The sequence below is a fragment of the Falsiroseomonas sp. HC035 genome, assembly GCF_050563525.1.
In the GTDB taxonomy this organism is placed as follows: Bacteria; Pseudomonadota; Alphaproteobacteria; order Acetobacterales; family Acetobacteraceae; genus Falsiroseomonas.
On sequence record NZ_JBNXUN010000017.1, the window covers coordinates 1 to 15,524 of the forward strand.

Below are 15,524 nucleotides of genomic sequence, written 5' to 3' on the forward strand. Positions count from 1 at the left end.
GTCATGGCCTTGACGTTGGAGCTGGAAGGATTGTCGGCACGGTCGTCTACAGCGCCGCTTCCGTTTCACGTCGTCTTGGTCCAGCCTGGGCGGAAATGAGAATGGGTGCAGGGAGCCATGAACCGCACCGTCGAATTCAGTCGGACGAGGCGGTTCTTCCGCGACTTCGTCAGGCTTGCGGGGCCCTATTGGACAGAGCGGCAGCGCTGGCGGCCGCGCTTGCTGGGCTTGATGCTCGCACTCCTCGTGGTCGCCCAAGTTGCATTGGTGATCAGGCTGAACATTTGGACGGCCGACCTATTCGATGCGTTGGAACGACGCTCGACATCCCGCGCCACCAGCCAAATCGGAATTTTCGTCCTCATTCTGCTGGGCACGATGGCGACCAACACGGCGCATCTGGCGGTTCGCCGGTGGCTACAGTTTGACTGGCGGCGCTGGCTAACGGCGCGGGTCATCGGAGACTGGATGAAGGATGCGCGGCACTATCAGGCCGACCGTATCCCAGGCGACCACGCCAATCCGGACGGGCGCATTGCCGAGGATATCCGGATCGCGACCGAGGCGGCAGTCGATCTTGTCAGCACCTTGTTCTACTGCGTGCTTCTGCTGGTGACCTTCATCGGCATCCTTTGGTCCCTCTCAGGGTGGGTCCGTATTGCAGGTATGGACGTGCCCGGCCACCTCGTCGTCCTGGCGTTCGGCTATGCCGGTGCCGGCGCGGTTGTCGCCTACCTGCTGGGCCGCCCGCTCGTGCGCGCAACCGATACACGGCAGACACGGGAGGCCGAATTCCGCTTCAGCCTTGTGCGATCCCATGAGCGTGGAGAGCCTATCGCTGTCGCGCGCGGTGAACCTCAGGAACGCACGCGGCTGAGGGGCGTCTTCGAGACCATGGCACGATCCTGGCGCGAGCAGTCCGTGGGTCTGGCCCGGCTGATGGCCTTCTCATCGGGCTATGTCGCCCTCGCCAGCGTGCTTCCCGTTCTTGTCGGCGTGCCACGGTTCCTTGAGGGCACGCTTTCGCTTGGTCGCCTCGTGCAGTCGGGGCAGGCGTTCCAGCAGGTCACGGCAGCCTTGTCCTGGCCTGTCGACAATCTGGCAGCGATCGCTGGCTGGCGGGCTTCGGTGGAACGCGTCCTGTTACTTGACGAGGCGGTCCGCACCGCCACCGCGGACGCTGCACGCACGGGGGAGACTGCAATTCAGCTGAACCGCGCACCGGCATCGCCGATCAGCGTGCGGGAACTGTGGGTCGCCGCCGCCGACGGGACTGCGATGTTGTCCGATCTCTCGCTGACGATTGGGCCGGGCGAGCGCGTGCTGGTTGATGGCGACCCCGAGGCGACGACCGCGCTGTTCCGGGTCCTGGCTGGCATCTGGCCCTGGGGGCGCGGCCAAGTCGAGCTGCCCGTCGACAGTGACATGATCGCAGTCGGTCCATGGCCTTTCCTGCCGCAAGGATCCCTGCGCCAGGCGCTTGCCTTTCCGCAGGCGGCAGATTGTCACGACGATGCGACGCTAAGAGCCACCCTGTCCGGCGTCGGCCTCGCATCGCTTGCGCCACGGTTGGACGAAGTGGCCGACTGGACGCATATCCTCAGCCCGGCGGAGGTTCAGCGCTTGTCTTTCGCGCGGATCCTTCTTCTGCGTCCGCGCTGGATCGTGCTGGGAAATGCGACGGATACGCTCGACCCGTCCTCGGCCGATCTCATGCTGCGCTTGATTGCCGAAGGTCTTACCCAGTCCAGCATCGTGCTCATCGGGCAGCATCCAGGATCACGGGAGCTTTTCAGGCGGCAGCTGACCCTGCAGCGTGCGTCCGGTGGCGAGGTCGTTCTGCATGAGCTACATGCGCGCAGCCAAGCGGCTAATCTGCCTCGCTCCAGACCTCTCAGCGTCATTGATCGCCTTGGAAAAGGATACGGACGTTGATCCTTGGAACGGTGTTGTGAACATCGGACTCGCAGCGAGGTGGCGCTTGCGGTGCGTCAGGGCGCCTCACTGAACGACGTGCGTCGCCGCCGGCGCGACCTCGATATCGCGAAGAGCGTTCTGCGGCGCTGGATGCGGAAGACCGACAGAAGCCCGCGGCATGCCTTGCCCGGCAATGACCAGGTGATGCCCAAGCTTCACCGGTTCAGGCGCACCTCCGAACCCGTGGAACCGGCAGCAGACCATGCAGAGCCACGGGATCAGCCGCCCTCCCAAGGCGCTGCACCCGCGGAGAACCGGAAACTGCCCAGACTGCTTCTTCCACAATGTCCCCGCCGAGGCTCGAATGGCGGGGGTCTGACGTTGCACCCGGCGTCGCCCGCTCCTCCCGGACCTGATCAGAACAGCAGCGCGGGCAGCCAGGTCGCCAGCGCCCGAAAGGCCATCACCAGGCCAATCGCCAGCAATTGCAGGCACACATAGGGAACCACGCCGCGATAGATGTCGGCGGTGCCGACCCCGCGCGGCACCACCCCGCCAAGATAGAACAGGGAGAAGCCGAAGGGCGGCGTGAGGAAGGAGGTCTGCAGGTTCAGCGCGATCAGCACGGCCAGCCAAATGGGGTCGATCCCCATGGCCAGCAGCACCGGCCCAACGATGGGCACGACGATGATGGTGATCTCCACGAAGTCGAGGAAGAAGCCCATCAGGAAAATCAGCATCATCACGGCGACCAGCGCGCCCGTCGGCCCGCCGGGGATCAGAGCGAGCAGTTCCTTCACCGTCTCGTCGCCGCCGAGCCCGCGGAACACCAGCGAGAACAGCGTTGCGCCGATCAGGGTGGCGAAGATCATCGCCGTGATCGTCATGGTGCTGTGCGAGACCTGGCCCAGCACGCCGCCGCGGAAGGTGCGCCACAGGGCCAGCGCGACCCCCGCCGCCAGCACCACCACCAGCAACCCGGCGACGCCGATGGCGATGCGGTCGGCCAGCGGCGGCGCCTGCCGGCCGAGGCGCATGTCGAACATCAGGCCCAGCGCGACCAGCGCCACGGCCGAAAGGCCCGCCAACCAGATCGGCCAGCGGCGACCGCCCTCCTGGCGCAGCCCCGCCAGCAGCGTCGCGCCGATGGCCCCGACCGCCGCCGCCTCGGTCGGCGTGGCGACGCCGGCCAGGATGGACCCCAGCACCGCGATCACGAGGATGATGGGCGGCAGCAGCGCGCGCAGGATCTGCGCGGTGGTGATGCCCTCGGCTTCCTCGGGCGGCATGGCCGGACCCATCTCGGGCCGCAGCAGGCACAGGACGAACTGGTACAGGATATAGAGCCCCACCAGCATCAGGCCAGGCACCATGGATCCCGCGAAGAGCTGCCCGACCGAGACGGTCTGCACGGAAAACATGCCCTGCGCGAGCTGCGCCTGCTGATAGGCGGCGGAAATCACCTCGCCCAGGATGACCATGACAGTGGAGGGCGGGATGATCTGACCGAGCGTGCCGGCAGCGCAGACCGTGCCGCAGGCGAAGCGCTTGTCATATCCCCGCCGCAGCATCGCCGGCAACGCGATCAGCCCCATGGTGACGACGGTCGCCCCCACGATGCCGGTCGAGGCCGCGAGCAGCGCACCGACGACGGAGACGCTGATCGCAAGCCCCCCGCGCACCGTGCCGAAAAGCCGCCCCATCGCCTCCAGCAGTTCCTCCGCGATGCGGGAGCGTTCGAGCATGATGCCCATGAAGACGAAAAGCGGAATGGCGACCAGCGTCTCGCCCGTCATCGTGCCGAAGATGCGCTGCGCCAGCGCACCGAGCAGGAAGGTATCGAACACGCCGAACAGGATGCCGAGCGTGCCGAAGACGATGGCGCAGCCCACCAGCAGGAACACCACCGGAATCCCGGTGAGGATGAGCGCGCACAGCGAGGCGAACATGAGCAGGTCCAGGACCTGCCCGATGGCGGCGGTGCTCATGCGTCACCTTGCCGCTGGCGGTGCGGGAAATGCGTGGGTGCATCGCCGGTCAGCACGGCGACGCAGCGGATGGCGACCGAGATGGCCTGCAACCCCAGCAGCACGCCCATGACGGGGATGAGCGATTTCAGCGCCGGCACGAAGGGCACGCCGCCCAGGGCCATCGGTCCCTCATCCTGCATCCAGGACCGCAGCGCGTAGTCATAGGAAGCCCAGATCACCAGCGCGCAGAAGGGCAATGCGGCCAGGACCACGCAGGCCAAATCCACCGCCGCCTGCCGCCGCACCGTCCAGCCCGCGTAGAACACGTCGACGCGCACATGCTGGTCCACCAGCCAGGTATAGCCGATGGCCAGCATGAACAGAGTGGCGTGGACGTAGATGACGCTCTCCTGCATCCAGACGAAGGAGGAGCCGTAGGCGTAGCGCAGCACCACGACGATGAACTGCACCAGCACCACGGCCAGCGCCAGCCACTTGACGCCCTGCGCCAGGCGACTGGTCACGGCGTCATGCGCATCGGCGACGCGGAGCAGGAGGCGCAAGCGTGTCAGCCCCAGCGGATCGGCAGAGCGCGCGAATTGAAGTTGCCCGCGTAGGATTGCAGCATGTAGGCGGCGCTGCGGTTGCGGAATTCCGCGTAGCTGTCGGCGATGCGCTTCACCAGCGGGTCCTGGTGGGCGCGCAACTCGGCCAGCAGTTCGCCCGCGATATTGCCGAAGGCGACCAGCATGTCGCGCGGCACCTCCCGCACCACCACGCCGTGGCGCGTCACCAGCTCGTTCAGCGCGATCGGGTGGCGCACGTCGTACTCGGTGGTGGTCTCCTCGTGCAGCGACAGGGCGCAGAAGCGCACGATGGCCTTGAGGTCATCCGGCAGGGCGTTCCACTTGCCCATGTTGATGCCGATTTCCTCGGCCGAGGAAGGCTCCTGCACGCCCGGGAAATAGTAGTTCTTGGCCACCTGGTGTAGGCCGAGCGGCAGGTCCGAAAAGGGACCGACGAACTCCGCCGCGTCGATCGTGCCGGATTGCAGCGCGGCGAAGATCTGCCCAGCCGGCAGCGAGACGACGGAGGCGCCGGCGCGGCGGAACATCTCCCCGCCCAGGCCCGCGGTGCGGTAGCGCAGGCCGCGGAAATCCTCGAGGCTGTTCATCTCGCGCTTGAAGAAGCCCATCCATTGCGGGCCGCTGTCGCCGACGATGAAGCCCTTCACGCCGAAGCGGGCATACATCTCGTCATACATGGCCTGGCCGCCGCCATGCAGCATCCAGCCCTGGCGCTCATAGGCCGTAAGGCCGAAGGGGAAGCTGCCGAAGAAGCCGATGCCGGGGGATTTGGAAATCCAGAAGGACGGCACGCCATGGTACAGATCGGCCGTGCCCGCCGCCACCGCGTCGAAGGCGCCGGCCGGCGGCACCACCTCGCCGGCAGCGAACAGGCGCACCGTCAGCCGGCCGCCCGACATCTGCCCGATGCGGTCGGCGCAGCGCTGCGCCGCCACGCCCGGGCCGGGCAGGTTGCGCGGCCAGATGGTGACCATGCGCCACTCGATGCGGCCCTGGCTCAGCGCCGGAGTCGCGAGGGTCGCGGCCGCAGCCGAACCGAGCATCATGCGTCTCTGCATTGTCGTCTCTGCCTCTCGTGTCTTGGTCTCAGGTGAACCGGGGAAACTCGTCGCCGTCGAGCGGCGCGCCATCGGCCAGCGTCAGGTGACGCAGCGGCGGGGAGCCGCGGCCGCCGCGATCACGGAACACCGCGTCGTCGCCGACCCAGCGCGCGGAGAACACGCGCCGCCGCCGCTGCGGGGAGGTGTTGGCCGGCGCGCCGTGCATGGTGCGGTAGTGGAACGCCACCGCATCCCCCGGCTGCATCTCCCAGCCCAGGATGCGGTGCCGGTCACGCTCCGCGTTGATGTCGGGCATCTCCTCGCGGTCATCGCCCTCGTACAGGTCGGTGCCGTCGAAGCGTTTGGGCTTCAGGGCCTTGGTCCAGAGATGGCTGCCCGCCACGCATTCCAGCGTGACGTCGCGGGAGACGGGGTCGAGTGGGATCCAGAAGCTGACGCATTGCTCCGCCTCCACGCAGTAATACGGCGAATCCTGGTGCCAGGGCGTGACCAGGCTGGTGCCCGGTTCCTTCACCAGGACATGGTCGTGGAAGAAGCGCACGCCGATGCTGCCCGTCAGGCGCCGTGCGAGGGCGGCTCCCGGCCCCTGCTCGACGAAGGCGCGAAATTCCGGGATGCGCTGCCAGTTGCACAGGTCCTGGAAGAAGCGCGCGCTGCCATCCTTCGGCGTGTAGCTGCGCTCATACGGGCCGGGGGCTGCCATCAGCATCTCGATACCGGCGCGAAGCGGCTCGACCCATCCGGCGAAGGCGCCGCGCAGCAGAATGGCGCCATCCTCTGCGAAGGCCTGGGCCTCGGGGTCCGGTGCGGTCGCCTGGTCCATTCGGGTCAGTCCCATTCCTGCCGGTTCATGCTGTGGATGCGCCCGCGCGCTGTAAAGCGGGCTGCGCGGCTCACATCCCGATCCCAAGCGCGGGCAGCTTCAATCCTGTGCGGCGGGCGTGCTCGATGGCCAATTCATAGCCAGCATCGGCATGACGCATGACGCCCGTGCCGGGGTCGTTCCACAGCACGCGGGCCAGGCGCTTCGCCGCCGCCTCCGTGCCATCGGCCACGATCACCATGCCCGCATGCTGCGAGAAGCCCATCCCCACGCCGCCGCCATGATGCAGCGAGACCCAGGAGGCGCCGGAGGCGGTGTTCAGCAGCGCATTCAGCAGCGGCCAGTCCGACACGGCATCGGAGCCATCGCGCATCGCCTCGGTCTCCCGGTTGGGCGATGCGACGGAGCCGCTGTCCAGATGGTCGCGCCCGATGACGATGGGCGCCTTGAGCTCGCCCTTCGCCACCATCTCGTTGAAAGCCAGGCCCAGGCGATGCCGGTCCCCCAGCCCCACCCAGCAGATCCGCGCAGGCAGGCCCTGGAAAGCGATGCGCTGGGCCGCCATGTCCAGCCAGCGATGCAGATTGGCGTCGTCCGGCATCAGTTCCCGCACCTTCGCATCGGTGCGCACGATATCCTGCGGGTCGCCGGACAAAGCCGCCCACCGGAATGGGCCGATGCCGCGGCAGAACAGCGGGCGGATATAGGCGGGCACGAAGCCCGGGAAGTCGAAGGCATCCGTGACGCCCGCCTCCTGCGCCATCTGCCGGATGTTGTTACCATAGTCGAGCGTGGGGATGCCCAGGCGATGGAAGCCCAGCATCGCCTCCACATGCGCGGCCATGGAGCGCTTGGCCGCCTGCACCACGCCATCGGGGTCACGCTCGCGCCGTTCCTCCCATTCGGCCAGTGTCCAGCCGGCCGGCAGGTAGCCGTTCAGCGGGTCATGCGCGCTGGTCTGGTCGGTGACGACGTCGGGGCGGATGCCGCGGCGCAGGATCTCGGGGAACACCTCCGCGGCATTGCCCAGCAGGCCGACGGAGGTTGCACGGCCCGCGGTGCGCGCGGCCTCGATCATCGCCAGCGCCTCATCCAGCGTGGCTGCCTGGGTGTCGAGGTAGCGGGTGCGCAGCCGCATCTCGATGCGGGAGGGCTGGCATTCAACCGCCAGCATGGAGGCGCCCGCCATGGTCGCCGCCAGCGGCTGCGCACCGCCCATGCCGCCCAACCCACCCGTCAGCACCCAGCGCCCGGCCAGCGTGCCGCCGTAATGCTGGCGGCCGACCTCGGCGAAGGTCTCGTAGGTGCCCTGCACGATTCCCTGGCTGCCGATGTAGATCCACGAACCGGCCGTCATCTGGCCGTACATCATCAACCCCAGGCGATCGAGCTCGTGGAATTTTTCCCAGGTCGCCCAATGCGGCACCAGGTTCGAATTCGCGATCAACACGCGCGGCCCGTCCTCCGTCGTGCGGAACACGCCGACCGGCTTGCCCGACTGCACCAGCAGCGTCTCGTCCGGCTCCAGCCCCTTCAGGCTGCCGACGATGCGGTCGAAGCTGTCCCAGTCGCGCGCCGCGCGGCCGATGCCGCCATAGACCACCAGCTCCTGCGGCCGCTCGGCGACCTCCGGGTCCAGGTTGTTCATCAGCATCCGCATGGCTGCCTCGGCCGCCCAGCTCTTGCAGGTCAGCTCCGGGCCGTGCGGGGCGGTAACGATGCGGCTGTTGGCCATGCGACTCATGCGTCAGTGTCCAGCTCGGGCAGGGGGTGGGCGGCGGCGGCGGCCAGCGTGCCTTCGCGCACCAGCGCGGTGGCGGCGGCGATGTCGGGCGCCAGGAAGCGGTCGGCCAGCAGCGGTGGGATGCACCGGCGGATGGCGGCGTGCGCAGCCTCCAGCGGCGCGGAGGAAGTCAGCGGGCGGCGATGTTCCAGCGCCTCCGCCGCCGCCATGGCCTCGATGCCGATGATCGTGGCGGCGTTCTCCGCCATCTCCAGCAGGCGATACGCGGCGTGCGTCGCCATCGAGACATGATCCTCCTGGTTCGCCGAGGTCGGGATGCTGTCCACGGAGGCCGGCGCCGCGCGCTGCTTGTTCTCGGATGCCAACGCGGCAGCCGTCACCTGCGCGATCATCAACCCGGAATTCAGCCCCGCGTCGCGCGCCAGGAAGGCCGGCAGCCCGGACATCACCGGGTCCACCAGCAGCGCGATGCGGCGTTCCGCCAGATTACCGATCTCGGCGAGGACCAGCGCGATCTGGTCAGCGGCGAAGGCCACCGGCTCCGCATGGAAATTCCCGCCCGACAGGATGGACCCATCCTCCATCACCAGCGGATTGTCGGTGACGGCATTGGCCTCGGTCGCCAGCGTACGGGCGGCGAAGCGCAGCACCTCCAACCCCGCGCCGATCACCTGCGGCTGGCAGCGCAGCGAATACGGGTCCTGCACGCGGTCATCGCCCTGGCGATGGCTTTCGCGGATCGCACTGCCCGCCAGCAGGCCACGCAGCGCCGCGGCCACGTCGCGCTGCCCCGGATGGCCGCGCAGCGCGTGGATGCGCGCATCGAAGGGCGTGTCGGAGCCGCGCAGCGCATCCACCGTCAGCGCGCCCGACACCAGCGCGGCCTGCAACACGCGTTGCGCCGCGAACAGCCCGGCCAGGGCGAGCGCCGTCGAGACCTGTGTGCCGTTGATCAGCGCCAGCCCCTCCTTCGGGCCGAGGGCGATGGGCTCCAGCCCGGCCCGCGCCAGGGCGCGCGCGGCCGGGACATTCGGCAGCACCGCGCCCTCCCCCAGCATCGCCGCCGTCATGTGCGCGAGCGGCGCCAGGTCGCCCGAGGCGCCGACCGATCCCTTGGCCGGGATCAGCGGCAGCACGTCGCGCGCCCGCATCGCCTCGATCAGTTGCACCACCTTCCACCGCACGCCGGAGGCACCGCGGGCGAGCGACGCCGCCTTCATCGCCATGACCAGCCGCACCACCGGCGCCGGCAGCGGCACACCCACGCCACAGGCATGCGACAGGATCAGGTTGCGCTGCAACGACGCGAGGTCTGCATTGCCGATCCGCACGGACGCCAGCTTGCCGAAGCCCGTATTGACGCCATAGGCGGTCTCGCCCGCCGTGATCACGCGCGCCACCGCAGCGGCGGCGCGGTCCACCGCGGGCCGCGCGCCCGCATCCAGCGGCGTCGTCGCCCCATCCAGCACCGCCCGCCACTGGGCCAGCGTCACCGCGCCCGCAACCAGCGTCATGCCAGCACCCCCCCGTGACAGCGCGCCTGCAACGGCGAAGGCCCGATCTGCGCCACCACCTGCGCCAGGTGATCCACCGACCAGATGGCGAGGTCGGCGCGCTTGCCCGGCTCCAGGCTGCCGACCCTATCCTGCAAACCCAGCGCATGGGCCGCATTGATGGTCATGCCGCGCCAGGCCTCCTCCACCGTCATGCCGAACAACACGCAGGCCAGCGTGGCAGAGACGCGCAGCGAGGCGATGGGCGAGGAGCCGGGATTGAGATCCGTCGCCACCGCAAGCCTCACGCCCGCTGCTCGGAAGCTGGCGATGGGCGGCTTCCGTGCCTCGTTCAGCATCAGGAAGGCGCCGGGCAGCAGCACCGCGACGGTGCCCGCCTGCGCCATGGCCGCAGCCCCTTCGGCCGAGCAGTATTCGAGGTGATCCGCCGAGAGCGCACCGAAGCGCGCGGCCAGCGCGGCGCCGCCGCTGTCGCTGAGCTGCTCGGCATGGGATTTCACCGGCAGGCCCGCGGCGCGGGCGGCGGAGAAGACGCGCGTGCACTCCTGGGCGGAGAATGCGATGCCCTCCTGGAACACATCCACCGCATCCGCCAGGCCCTCTGCGGCCAGCGCCGGGATCATGCGATCGCAGACCAGGTCGAGATACGCCGCACGGTCGCCGCCCGGTGGCACGGCATGCGCGCCCAGATAGGTGGTGCGCACCGCCACGGCGCGATGTGCGCCCAGCGCGCGCGCCACGCGCAACTGCCGGCGCTCGGTCTCCTCGTCCAGCCCGTAGCCGGACTTGACCTCGATGGTGGTGACACCCTCGGCCAGCAGCGCATCCAGCCGCTTCAGGCCCAGCGCCAGCAGCGTCGCCTCATCCGCCGCGCGGGTGGCGCGCACGGTGGAGGCGATGCCGCCGCCGCCGCGGGCGATCTCGGCGTAGCTTTCGCCGGCCAGGCGCCGCGCGAATTCCTCCGACCGGTCGCCCGCGAAGACCAGATGCGTGTGGCAATCCACCAGGCCGGGCGTGATCCAAAGACCGTCACAGGGCACGCGATGCGCTGCCTCGAAGGCGGGCGCGGTGTCCCGCGTCCCGGCATAGACGATGCGCCCGTCGCGCACCGCCAGCACCCCATCCTCGACCACGCCGAGCCCCGGCCCGGCCATGGTGGCCAGCCTTGCGCCCTCGAACAGCAGATCGGCCGGGAGGCCCGCCATGCGCGTGTCCTTGCGGTGATCGTGCCAGCGTTTATGCTCTGGCCTCGGCGTTAATGTATATACATAATCTGCTTCGGAGCGGACCGATGCGCAAGCTGCTTTTCGCCCACGCCCTGCTGCCCGAAGGCTGGCGGCGGGATGTGCTGGTCACGCTGGACGATGCCGGCCGCATCGCCGGTGTCAGGCCGGAAAGCGAGGGCGGCGAGCGCCACGACGCGATCGCCATTCCCGGCCTGCCCAACCTGCATTCCCACGCGTTCCAGCGCGGCATGGCGGGCCTGGCGGAACAGGCCGGGCCGGCCGAGGACAGCTTCTGGACCTGGCGCGAGGTGATGTACCGCTTCCTCGCCCATCTCACGCCTGACGACGTGGAGGCCATCGCCACCCTCGCCTATGCCGAAATGCTGGAGGGCGGCTTCACCCGCGTCGGCGAATTCCACTACCTGCACCACGATCCCGAGGGCCGCCCCTACGCCAACCCGGCCGAGATGGCGGAGCGGATCGCCGCCGCGGCGCAGGCCACCGGCATCCAGCTCACCCTGCTGCCCTGCTTCTACGCGCATGGGGAGGCCGGCGGCGCGCCGCCCCTGCCCGGCCAGCGCCGCTTCCTGAACGACCGCGACGGCTTCGCCCGCCTGCTGGAGGGCAGCCGCCGCGCGATCGCGGGCCTGGAAGGCGCGACATTCGGCGCCGCGCCCCATTCCCTGCGCGCCGCCACCTTCGAGGAGATCCACGACATCACCGCCATGCTCCGCGCCGGGGAGCCGCTGCACATCCATGCGGCGGAACAGGTGAAGGAGGTGGAGGCCTGCCGCGCCATCCTGGGCCAGCCGCCCATCGCGGCCCTGCTCAATTCCGTGGGCCTCGACGCGCGCTGGTGCCTTATCCATTCCACCCACGGCACACCGCAGGAACTGGCCGCGTTGGCACGGGCCGGCGCGGTGGTGGGCCTGTGCCCCGTGACGGAGAGCAATCTCGGCGACGGCATCTTCGCCGCCCTGCCCTATCGCGACGCCGCCGGCCGCTTCGGGATCGGCACCGACAGCAACATCCTGATCGGCGCGGCCGATGAGCTCCGCACCATGGAATACGCGCAGCGCCTGGCGCACCGCACCCGCAACGCCCTGGCCCCGCGCGGCGCCTCCACGGCCGGCACGCTGTGGCAGGCTGCGCTGGCGGGCGGCACGCAGGCCCTGGCCGCCGGCCCGGCCGGGATCACCCCGGGCGCCTGGGCCGACCTGCTGCTGCTGGACCCCGCGCACCCGGCGCTCGCGGCGCGGGATGGCGACCGGTGGCTGGACGCGCTGGTCTTCGCCAGCCGAACATCGCCGATCCGCGACGTGCTGGTGCGCGGTCGGCGCGTGGTGGAGGCGGGGCGCCACCCGCTTCGTGCCGCCGCCGAGGCGCGCGTGGCCGCTGCCCTTGCCCGCATCCTGGCGGCATGAGCGACTTCACCCTGGACGGCCAGGGGCCGATGCACGGGCAGATCCGCCGCGCCGTGGCCCAGGCCATCCTTTCCGGCCGCATCCCGCCCGGCGGGCGCATTCCGCCCGAGGCCGAGCTGATGGCGCTGTTCGGCGCGTCGCGGATGACGGTGCATCGCGCCATCGCGCAGCTCGCCTCGGAAGGGCTGGTGCGCCGCAACCGCCGCGCCGGCACCATCGCCAGCCCCGAGGCGCGCGGCCGGGCGGTGTTCGAGATCTGGGACATCGGCGCCGAGATCGCAGCCGCCGGCGGCACCCATGCGCATGACATCCTCTACCGCGCGACCCGCCCCGCAACCGTGGCCGACGCCGCCGCGCTGACCGTCCAGGAAGGTGCGCCGCTGCTCGCGCTGACCACCCGCCACCTGGCCGATGGCGCGCCCGTGCAGCTGGAGGAACGGCGCATCCACCTGGCCGCCGCGCCCGCCGCCGCAGCCGAGCGCTTCGCCGCCACCCCGCCCGGCCGCTGGCTGCTGGACCACATCGCCTGGACCGAGGCCGAGCACGCGATCCTCGCCACGCGCACCCCGCCCCGCATCGCCCGCTGGCTGGGCATGGAGGCGGGCGAGCCGGCGCTGGTGGTGGAGCGCCGGACCTGGAATGGGGAGGTGCCGGTCACCTTCGCGCGCCTCTGGCACCCGGGTGGCCGCCATCGCCTCATCGGCCGGTTCACCGCGGACCAGGGCGGCCTGCCTGGCCCACGGGCACGGGCGCAGCAGCGGGGGTGACGCCTGCGCCCGCTTGCCCCTCCACCGGGCATGGCCCAGCATCATCGTGGCAGGACAGGGCAACGCGGCATGCAGCAGCGGCATCTGGGGCGAACGGACCTGTCGGTCCCGATGGTCGGCGATGGGTGGCGCGATCGGCCGACTCAGCCTGTAGCGGCGCCGCAGACAGCACAAGGAACACACGATGCGCCTCGGCCTGTTCATGATGCCGCTGCATCCACCCGAGCGGCCGATGCACGAGACGCTGGCCGAGGACACGGAGAAATCCCTGCTCGCCGACCGGCTCGGCTTCGAGGAACTCTGGGTCGGCGAGCATTTCTCAGCGACCTCGGAGCCGATCGCATCACCGCTGATGTTCATGGCCACGCTGGCGCCGCGGACGCGGCTGACCTTCGCCACCGGCGTGATCAACCTGCCGAACCACCACCCGGCCATGGTCGCCGCCGAGGTGGCGCAGTTCGACCACATGACCGAAGGCCGCCTGATCCTGGGGATCGGCCCGGGCGGCCTGCCGTCCGACTGGGAATTGTTCGGCAACACCGATGCGATGCAGCGCGGCAGGCGCATGCTGGAGGCGATCGACATCATCCTGGAGATCTGGCGCCAGGACCCGCCCTACGCCATCGAGGGTCCGACCTGGTCCGCCCGGATCAGCCAGGCGGTGATCCCGGAATTCGGCATCGGTGCCATGCCGAAGCCGTTCAGCCGGCCCCACCCGCCAATCGCGATCACCGCGCGCAGCGCCGACAGCTTCGGCGTCCGCATGGCAGCCGAGCGTGGCTGGGGCGTGGTCTCCGCGAACTTCGTCGCGGAACGCATCCTGGAGGGGCATGGGCATACGCTGCGCACGGCGCTGGCTGCCAAGGGCCGCGAGGTGGCGGGCGCCGAGTGGCGGATCGCCCGCAATTTCTGCATCGCCGACACCGATGCCGAAGCGCAGGATCGCATCTTCGATGCCGCCTCCGCCAACCGGTACTATTTCCACTACCTGTCGATCCTGGCCCGACGCGCCGGCATGCTGACGACCCTGAAGCCGCGCGCCGAGACGCCCGACGAGGCGGTGACGCTGGAGGCGATCATCGCGGATTGCGTCATCGCCGGCTCGGCGCGGACGGTGCTCGACCGGCTGGTGGCGCTGCGGGAGCGCGCGGGGCCGTTCGACCACGTGCTGATGGCCGGCCTCGACTGGAGCGGCCCCAACCGGGCGTGGGAGCAGGAGACGATGCATCGCCTGGCGGAGGAGGTGATGCCGCGCTTCCGCCAGCACGTCGCGGCCACCTCCCGATAGCCTGCCTCGGCTGCGTCGCTACAGGCCGAAGGACGAGACGCCCGAGGAGTACCTCGCGCTGCTCGAACCAAAACCAAGGCGCGACCCGGCACCGCTGCTGCCCGGCGTGAAATGGCGTCCACGGCAACGAGCCAGGGTGTCGATCGCAGCCAGGCGGCGGGCCCGTTGATCCGTTGGGCGGAGATCACGCGGGGGATCAGTCGGGACACGCGCCGCGCTGAACCTGCGGGAGGACGGCAGCCTCAGGCCACCGTTCCCGGCTGCCGCCCGGCAATGGCGTGCGTCACCACGTCGGCGGCTTGGCGCACCAGCGGCCCAAAGCGGGGCAGCGCCTCCGGCGTGATGCGGACGGAGGGGCCGGAGACCGAGAGGCCCGCGATGGCCTCGCCGAACTCGTTGAAGATGGCGGCGCCGACGCAGCGCATGCCCAGGTTGCGCTCCTCGTCATCAATCGCGTAGCCGCGCTGGCGCACCTGCACCAGGTCCGTGAGCAGCGCCGGCAGCGCGACCAGCGTGTGTTCGGTGAAGCGCGGCAGCCCACCGCGCTTCAGGCTCGCCGCCACCTGCGCCGGCGTGCGATGCGCCAGGATGGCCTTGCCGATGCCGCTGGCATGGAACAGCGCGCGCGTGCCGGGCCGGAAGAAGGCGCGGATCGTCTCATGCGTCTCGACCTGACTGACGAAGACCACGCCATCCTCCTCCGCCACCGCCAGGTTCGCCGTCTCGCCGCATTGCGCCACCAGCCCCTGCATCGCGTCCCGCGCCCGGTCCACCAGCTTGCGGCGGCGCAGGAAGGCGCTGCCGATGCGGAAGGTCTCCACACCCACGGACCACGACTGGGTCCCCGCGTCACATTCGGCGAGGCCGCGGCGTTGCAGCGTGCCGAGGATGCGGAAGGCGGTCGACATCGGCAGGCCGGCGCGCGACGCCAGTTCGGTCAGCGTGACGCCATCGGACTGCGCCAGCGCCGCCAGCAGCGCAATGGCGCGGTCCAGCGATTGCAGCGGCGCCTCATCCGCTTCCGCGGGCGCCAGCCGCGGCCGTCCGCGACGGCGGGATTTCACTGCGGCCACGGCACGATCCTCCGGAAGTTTTTTCCAGTCTGGACCTCATACGCCCGGTGGAAAACAAAAAACCTCGCAAACGCAGGGACTTGTCTTATCCGATCAGATTCCGGAAAACACTTTCGAAAAAATTGAAATA

General features: G+C 69.8%; 12 protein-coding genes. 4 read left to right on the top strand and 8 right to left on the bottom strand.

Features of this window, described 5'->3' with window-relative positions:
* Positions 1–117 precede the first annotated feature (117 nt).
* Positions 118–1,935, top strand: a complete 1,818-nt coding sequence (locus tag ACLF3G_RS24210; RefSeq protein WP_430671965.1) for an ABC transporter ATP-binding protein/permease — start codon at positions 118–120, stop codon at positions 1,933–1,935.
* A gap of 398 nt (positions 1,936–2,333) precedes the next feature.
* On the opposite strand, the gene ACLF3G_RS24215 is transcribed toward ACLF3G_RS24210, so the two are convergent.
* The 7 genes from ACLF3G_RS24215 to hutI are packed head-to-tail and all read right to left on the bottom strand — an operon-like array spanning position 2,334 to position 10,821.
* A complete protein-coding gene (locus ACLF3G_RS24215; RefSeq protein ID WP_430671966.1) occupies positions 2,334–3,905 on the bottom strand; it encodes a TRAP transporter large permease in 1,572 nt (523 codons plus the stop codon).
* Positions 3,902–4,450, bottom strand: a complete 549-nt coding sequence (locus tag ACLF3G_RS24220; RefSeq protein ID WP_430671967.1) for a TRAP transporter small permease subunit — start codon at positions 4,448–4,450, stop codon at positions 3,902–3,904. The genes ACLF3G_RS24215 and ACLF3G_RS24220 overlap by 4 nt, the downstream gene beginning before the upstream one ends.
* Positions 4,451–4,455: 5 nt before the next feature.
* Entirely contained in the window at positions 4,456–5,520 is a 1,065-nt protein-coding gene (locus ACLF3G_RS24225; RefSeq protein ID WP_430671968.1) for a TRAP transporter substrate-binding protein, read from the bottom strand.
* Between the two features lie 40 nt (positions 5,521–5,560).
* Positions 5,561–6,373, bottom strand: coding sequence for a phytanoyl-CoA dioxygenase family protein (locus ACLF3G_RS24230; RefSeq protein ID WP_430671969.1), 813 nt, complete (start codon positions 6,371–6,373; stop codon positions 5,561–5,563).
* Between the two features lie 55 nt (positions 6,374–6,428).
* Positions 6,429–8,093 carry a urocanate hydratase gene (gene hutU, locus ACLF3G_RS24235; protein ID WP_430672044.1) on the bottom strand — a complete coding sequence of 555 codons (1,665 nt, stop codon included), beginning with the start codon at positions 8,091–8,093 and terminating at the stop codon, positions 6,429–6,431.
* Between the two features lie 5 nt (positions 8,094–8,098).
* Complete coding sequence (hutH, locus tag ACLF3G_RS24240; RefSeq protein ID WP_430671970.1) at positions 8,099–9,616, bottom strand: histidine ammonia-lyase; 1,518 nt, start codon at positions 9,614–9,616, stop codon at positions 8,099–8,101.
* Positions 9,613–10,821, bottom strand: coding sequence for an imidazolonepropionase (gene hutI, locus ACLF3G_RS24245; protein WP_430671971.1), 1,209 nt, complete (start codon positions 10,819–10,821; stop codon positions 9,613–9,615). Before hutI ends, hutH begins: the two co-directional genes overlap by 4 nt.
* An 86-nt stretch (positions 10,822–10,907) precedes the next feature.
* Between hutI and ACLF3G_RS24250 the strand changes: the two genes are divergently transcribed.
* The 3 genes from ACLF3G_RS24250 to ACLF3G_RS24260 all read left to right on the top strand — a co-directional run bounded on the left by ACLF3G_RS24250 (position 10,908) and on the right by ACLF3G_RS24260 (position 14,321).
* Entirely contained in the window at positions 10,908–12,266 is a 1,359-nt protein-coding gene (locus ACLF3G_RS24250) for a formimidoylglutamate deiminase (RefSeq protein WP_430671972.1), read from the top strand.
* A complete protein-coding gene (locus tag ACLF3G_RS24255) occupies positions 12,263–13,033 on the top strand; it encodes a UTRA domain-containing protein (protein WP_430671973.1) in 771 nt (256 codons plus the stop codon). The genes ACLF3G_RS24250 and ACLF3G_RS24255 overlap by 4 nt, the downstream gene beginning before the upstream one ends.
* A 184-nt stretch (positions 13,034–13,217) precedes the next feature.
* On the top strand, positions 13,218–14,321 hold the full coding sequence (locus ACLF3G_RS24260; protein ID WP_430671974.1) for an LLM class flavin-dependent oxidoreductase: 1,104 nt from the start codon (positions 13,218–13,220) through the stop codon (positions 14,319–14,321).
* Between the two features lie 242 nt (positions 14,322–14,563).
* Here the strand turns inward: ACLF3G_RS24260 and bhcR are convergent, their stop codons facing one another.
* Positions 14,564–15,394, bottom strand: a complete 831-nt coding sequence (bhcR, locus tag ACLF3G_RS24265; RefSeq protein WP_430671975.1) for an HTH-type transcriptional regulator BhcR — start codon at positions 15,392–15,394, stop codon at positions 14,564–14,566.
* Positions 15,395–15,524 lie beyond the last annotated feature (130 nt).

What these genes read in the sequence shown, in the direction of transcription:
- ACLF3G_RS24210 (WP_430671965.1), top strand. Translation starts at nt 118, where the DNA reads ATGAACCGCACCGTCGAATTCAGTCGGACGAGGCGGTTCTTCCGCGAC.
- ACLF3G_RS24215 (WP_430671966.1), bottom strand. Translation starts at nt 3,905, where the DNA reads ATGAGCACCGCCGCCATCGGGCAGGTCCTGGACCTGCTCATGTTCGCC.
- ACLF3G_RS24225 (WP_430671968.1), bottom strand. Translation starts at nt 5,520, where the DNA reads ATGATGCTCGGTTCGGCTGCGGCCGCGACCCTCGCGACTCCGGCGCTG.
- ACLF3G_RS24230 (WP_430671969.1), bottom strand. Translation starts at nt 6,373, where the DNA reads ATGGGACTGACCCGAATGGACCAGGCGACCGCACCGGACCCCGAGGCC.
- hutU (WP_430672044.1), bottom strand. Translation starts at nt 8,093, where the DNA reads ATGGCCAACAGCCGCATCGTTACCGCCCCGCACGGCCCGGAGCTGACC.
- hutH (WP_430671970.1), bottom strand. Translation starts at nt 9,616, where the DNA reads ATGACGCTGGTTGCGGGCGCGGTGACGCTGGCCCAGTGGCGGGCGGTG.
- hutI (WP_430671971.1), bottom strand. Translation starts at nt 10,821, where the DNA reads ATGGCGGGCCTCCCGGCCGATCTGCTGTTCGAGGGCGCAAGGCTGGCC.
- ACLF3G_RS24250 (WP_430671972.1), top strand. Translation starts at nt 10,908, where the DNA reads ATGCGCAAGCTGCTTTTCGCCCACGCCCTGCTGCCCGAAGGCTGGCGG.
- ACLF3G_RS24255 (WP_430671973.1), top strand. Translation starts at nt 12,263, where the DNA reads ATGAGCGACTTCACCCTGGACGGCCAGGGGCCGATGCACGGGCAGATC.
- ACLF3G_RS24260 (WP_430671974.1), top strand. Translation starts at nt 13,218, where the DNA reads ATGCGCCTCGGCCTGTTCATGATGCCGCTGCATCCACCCGAGCGGCCG.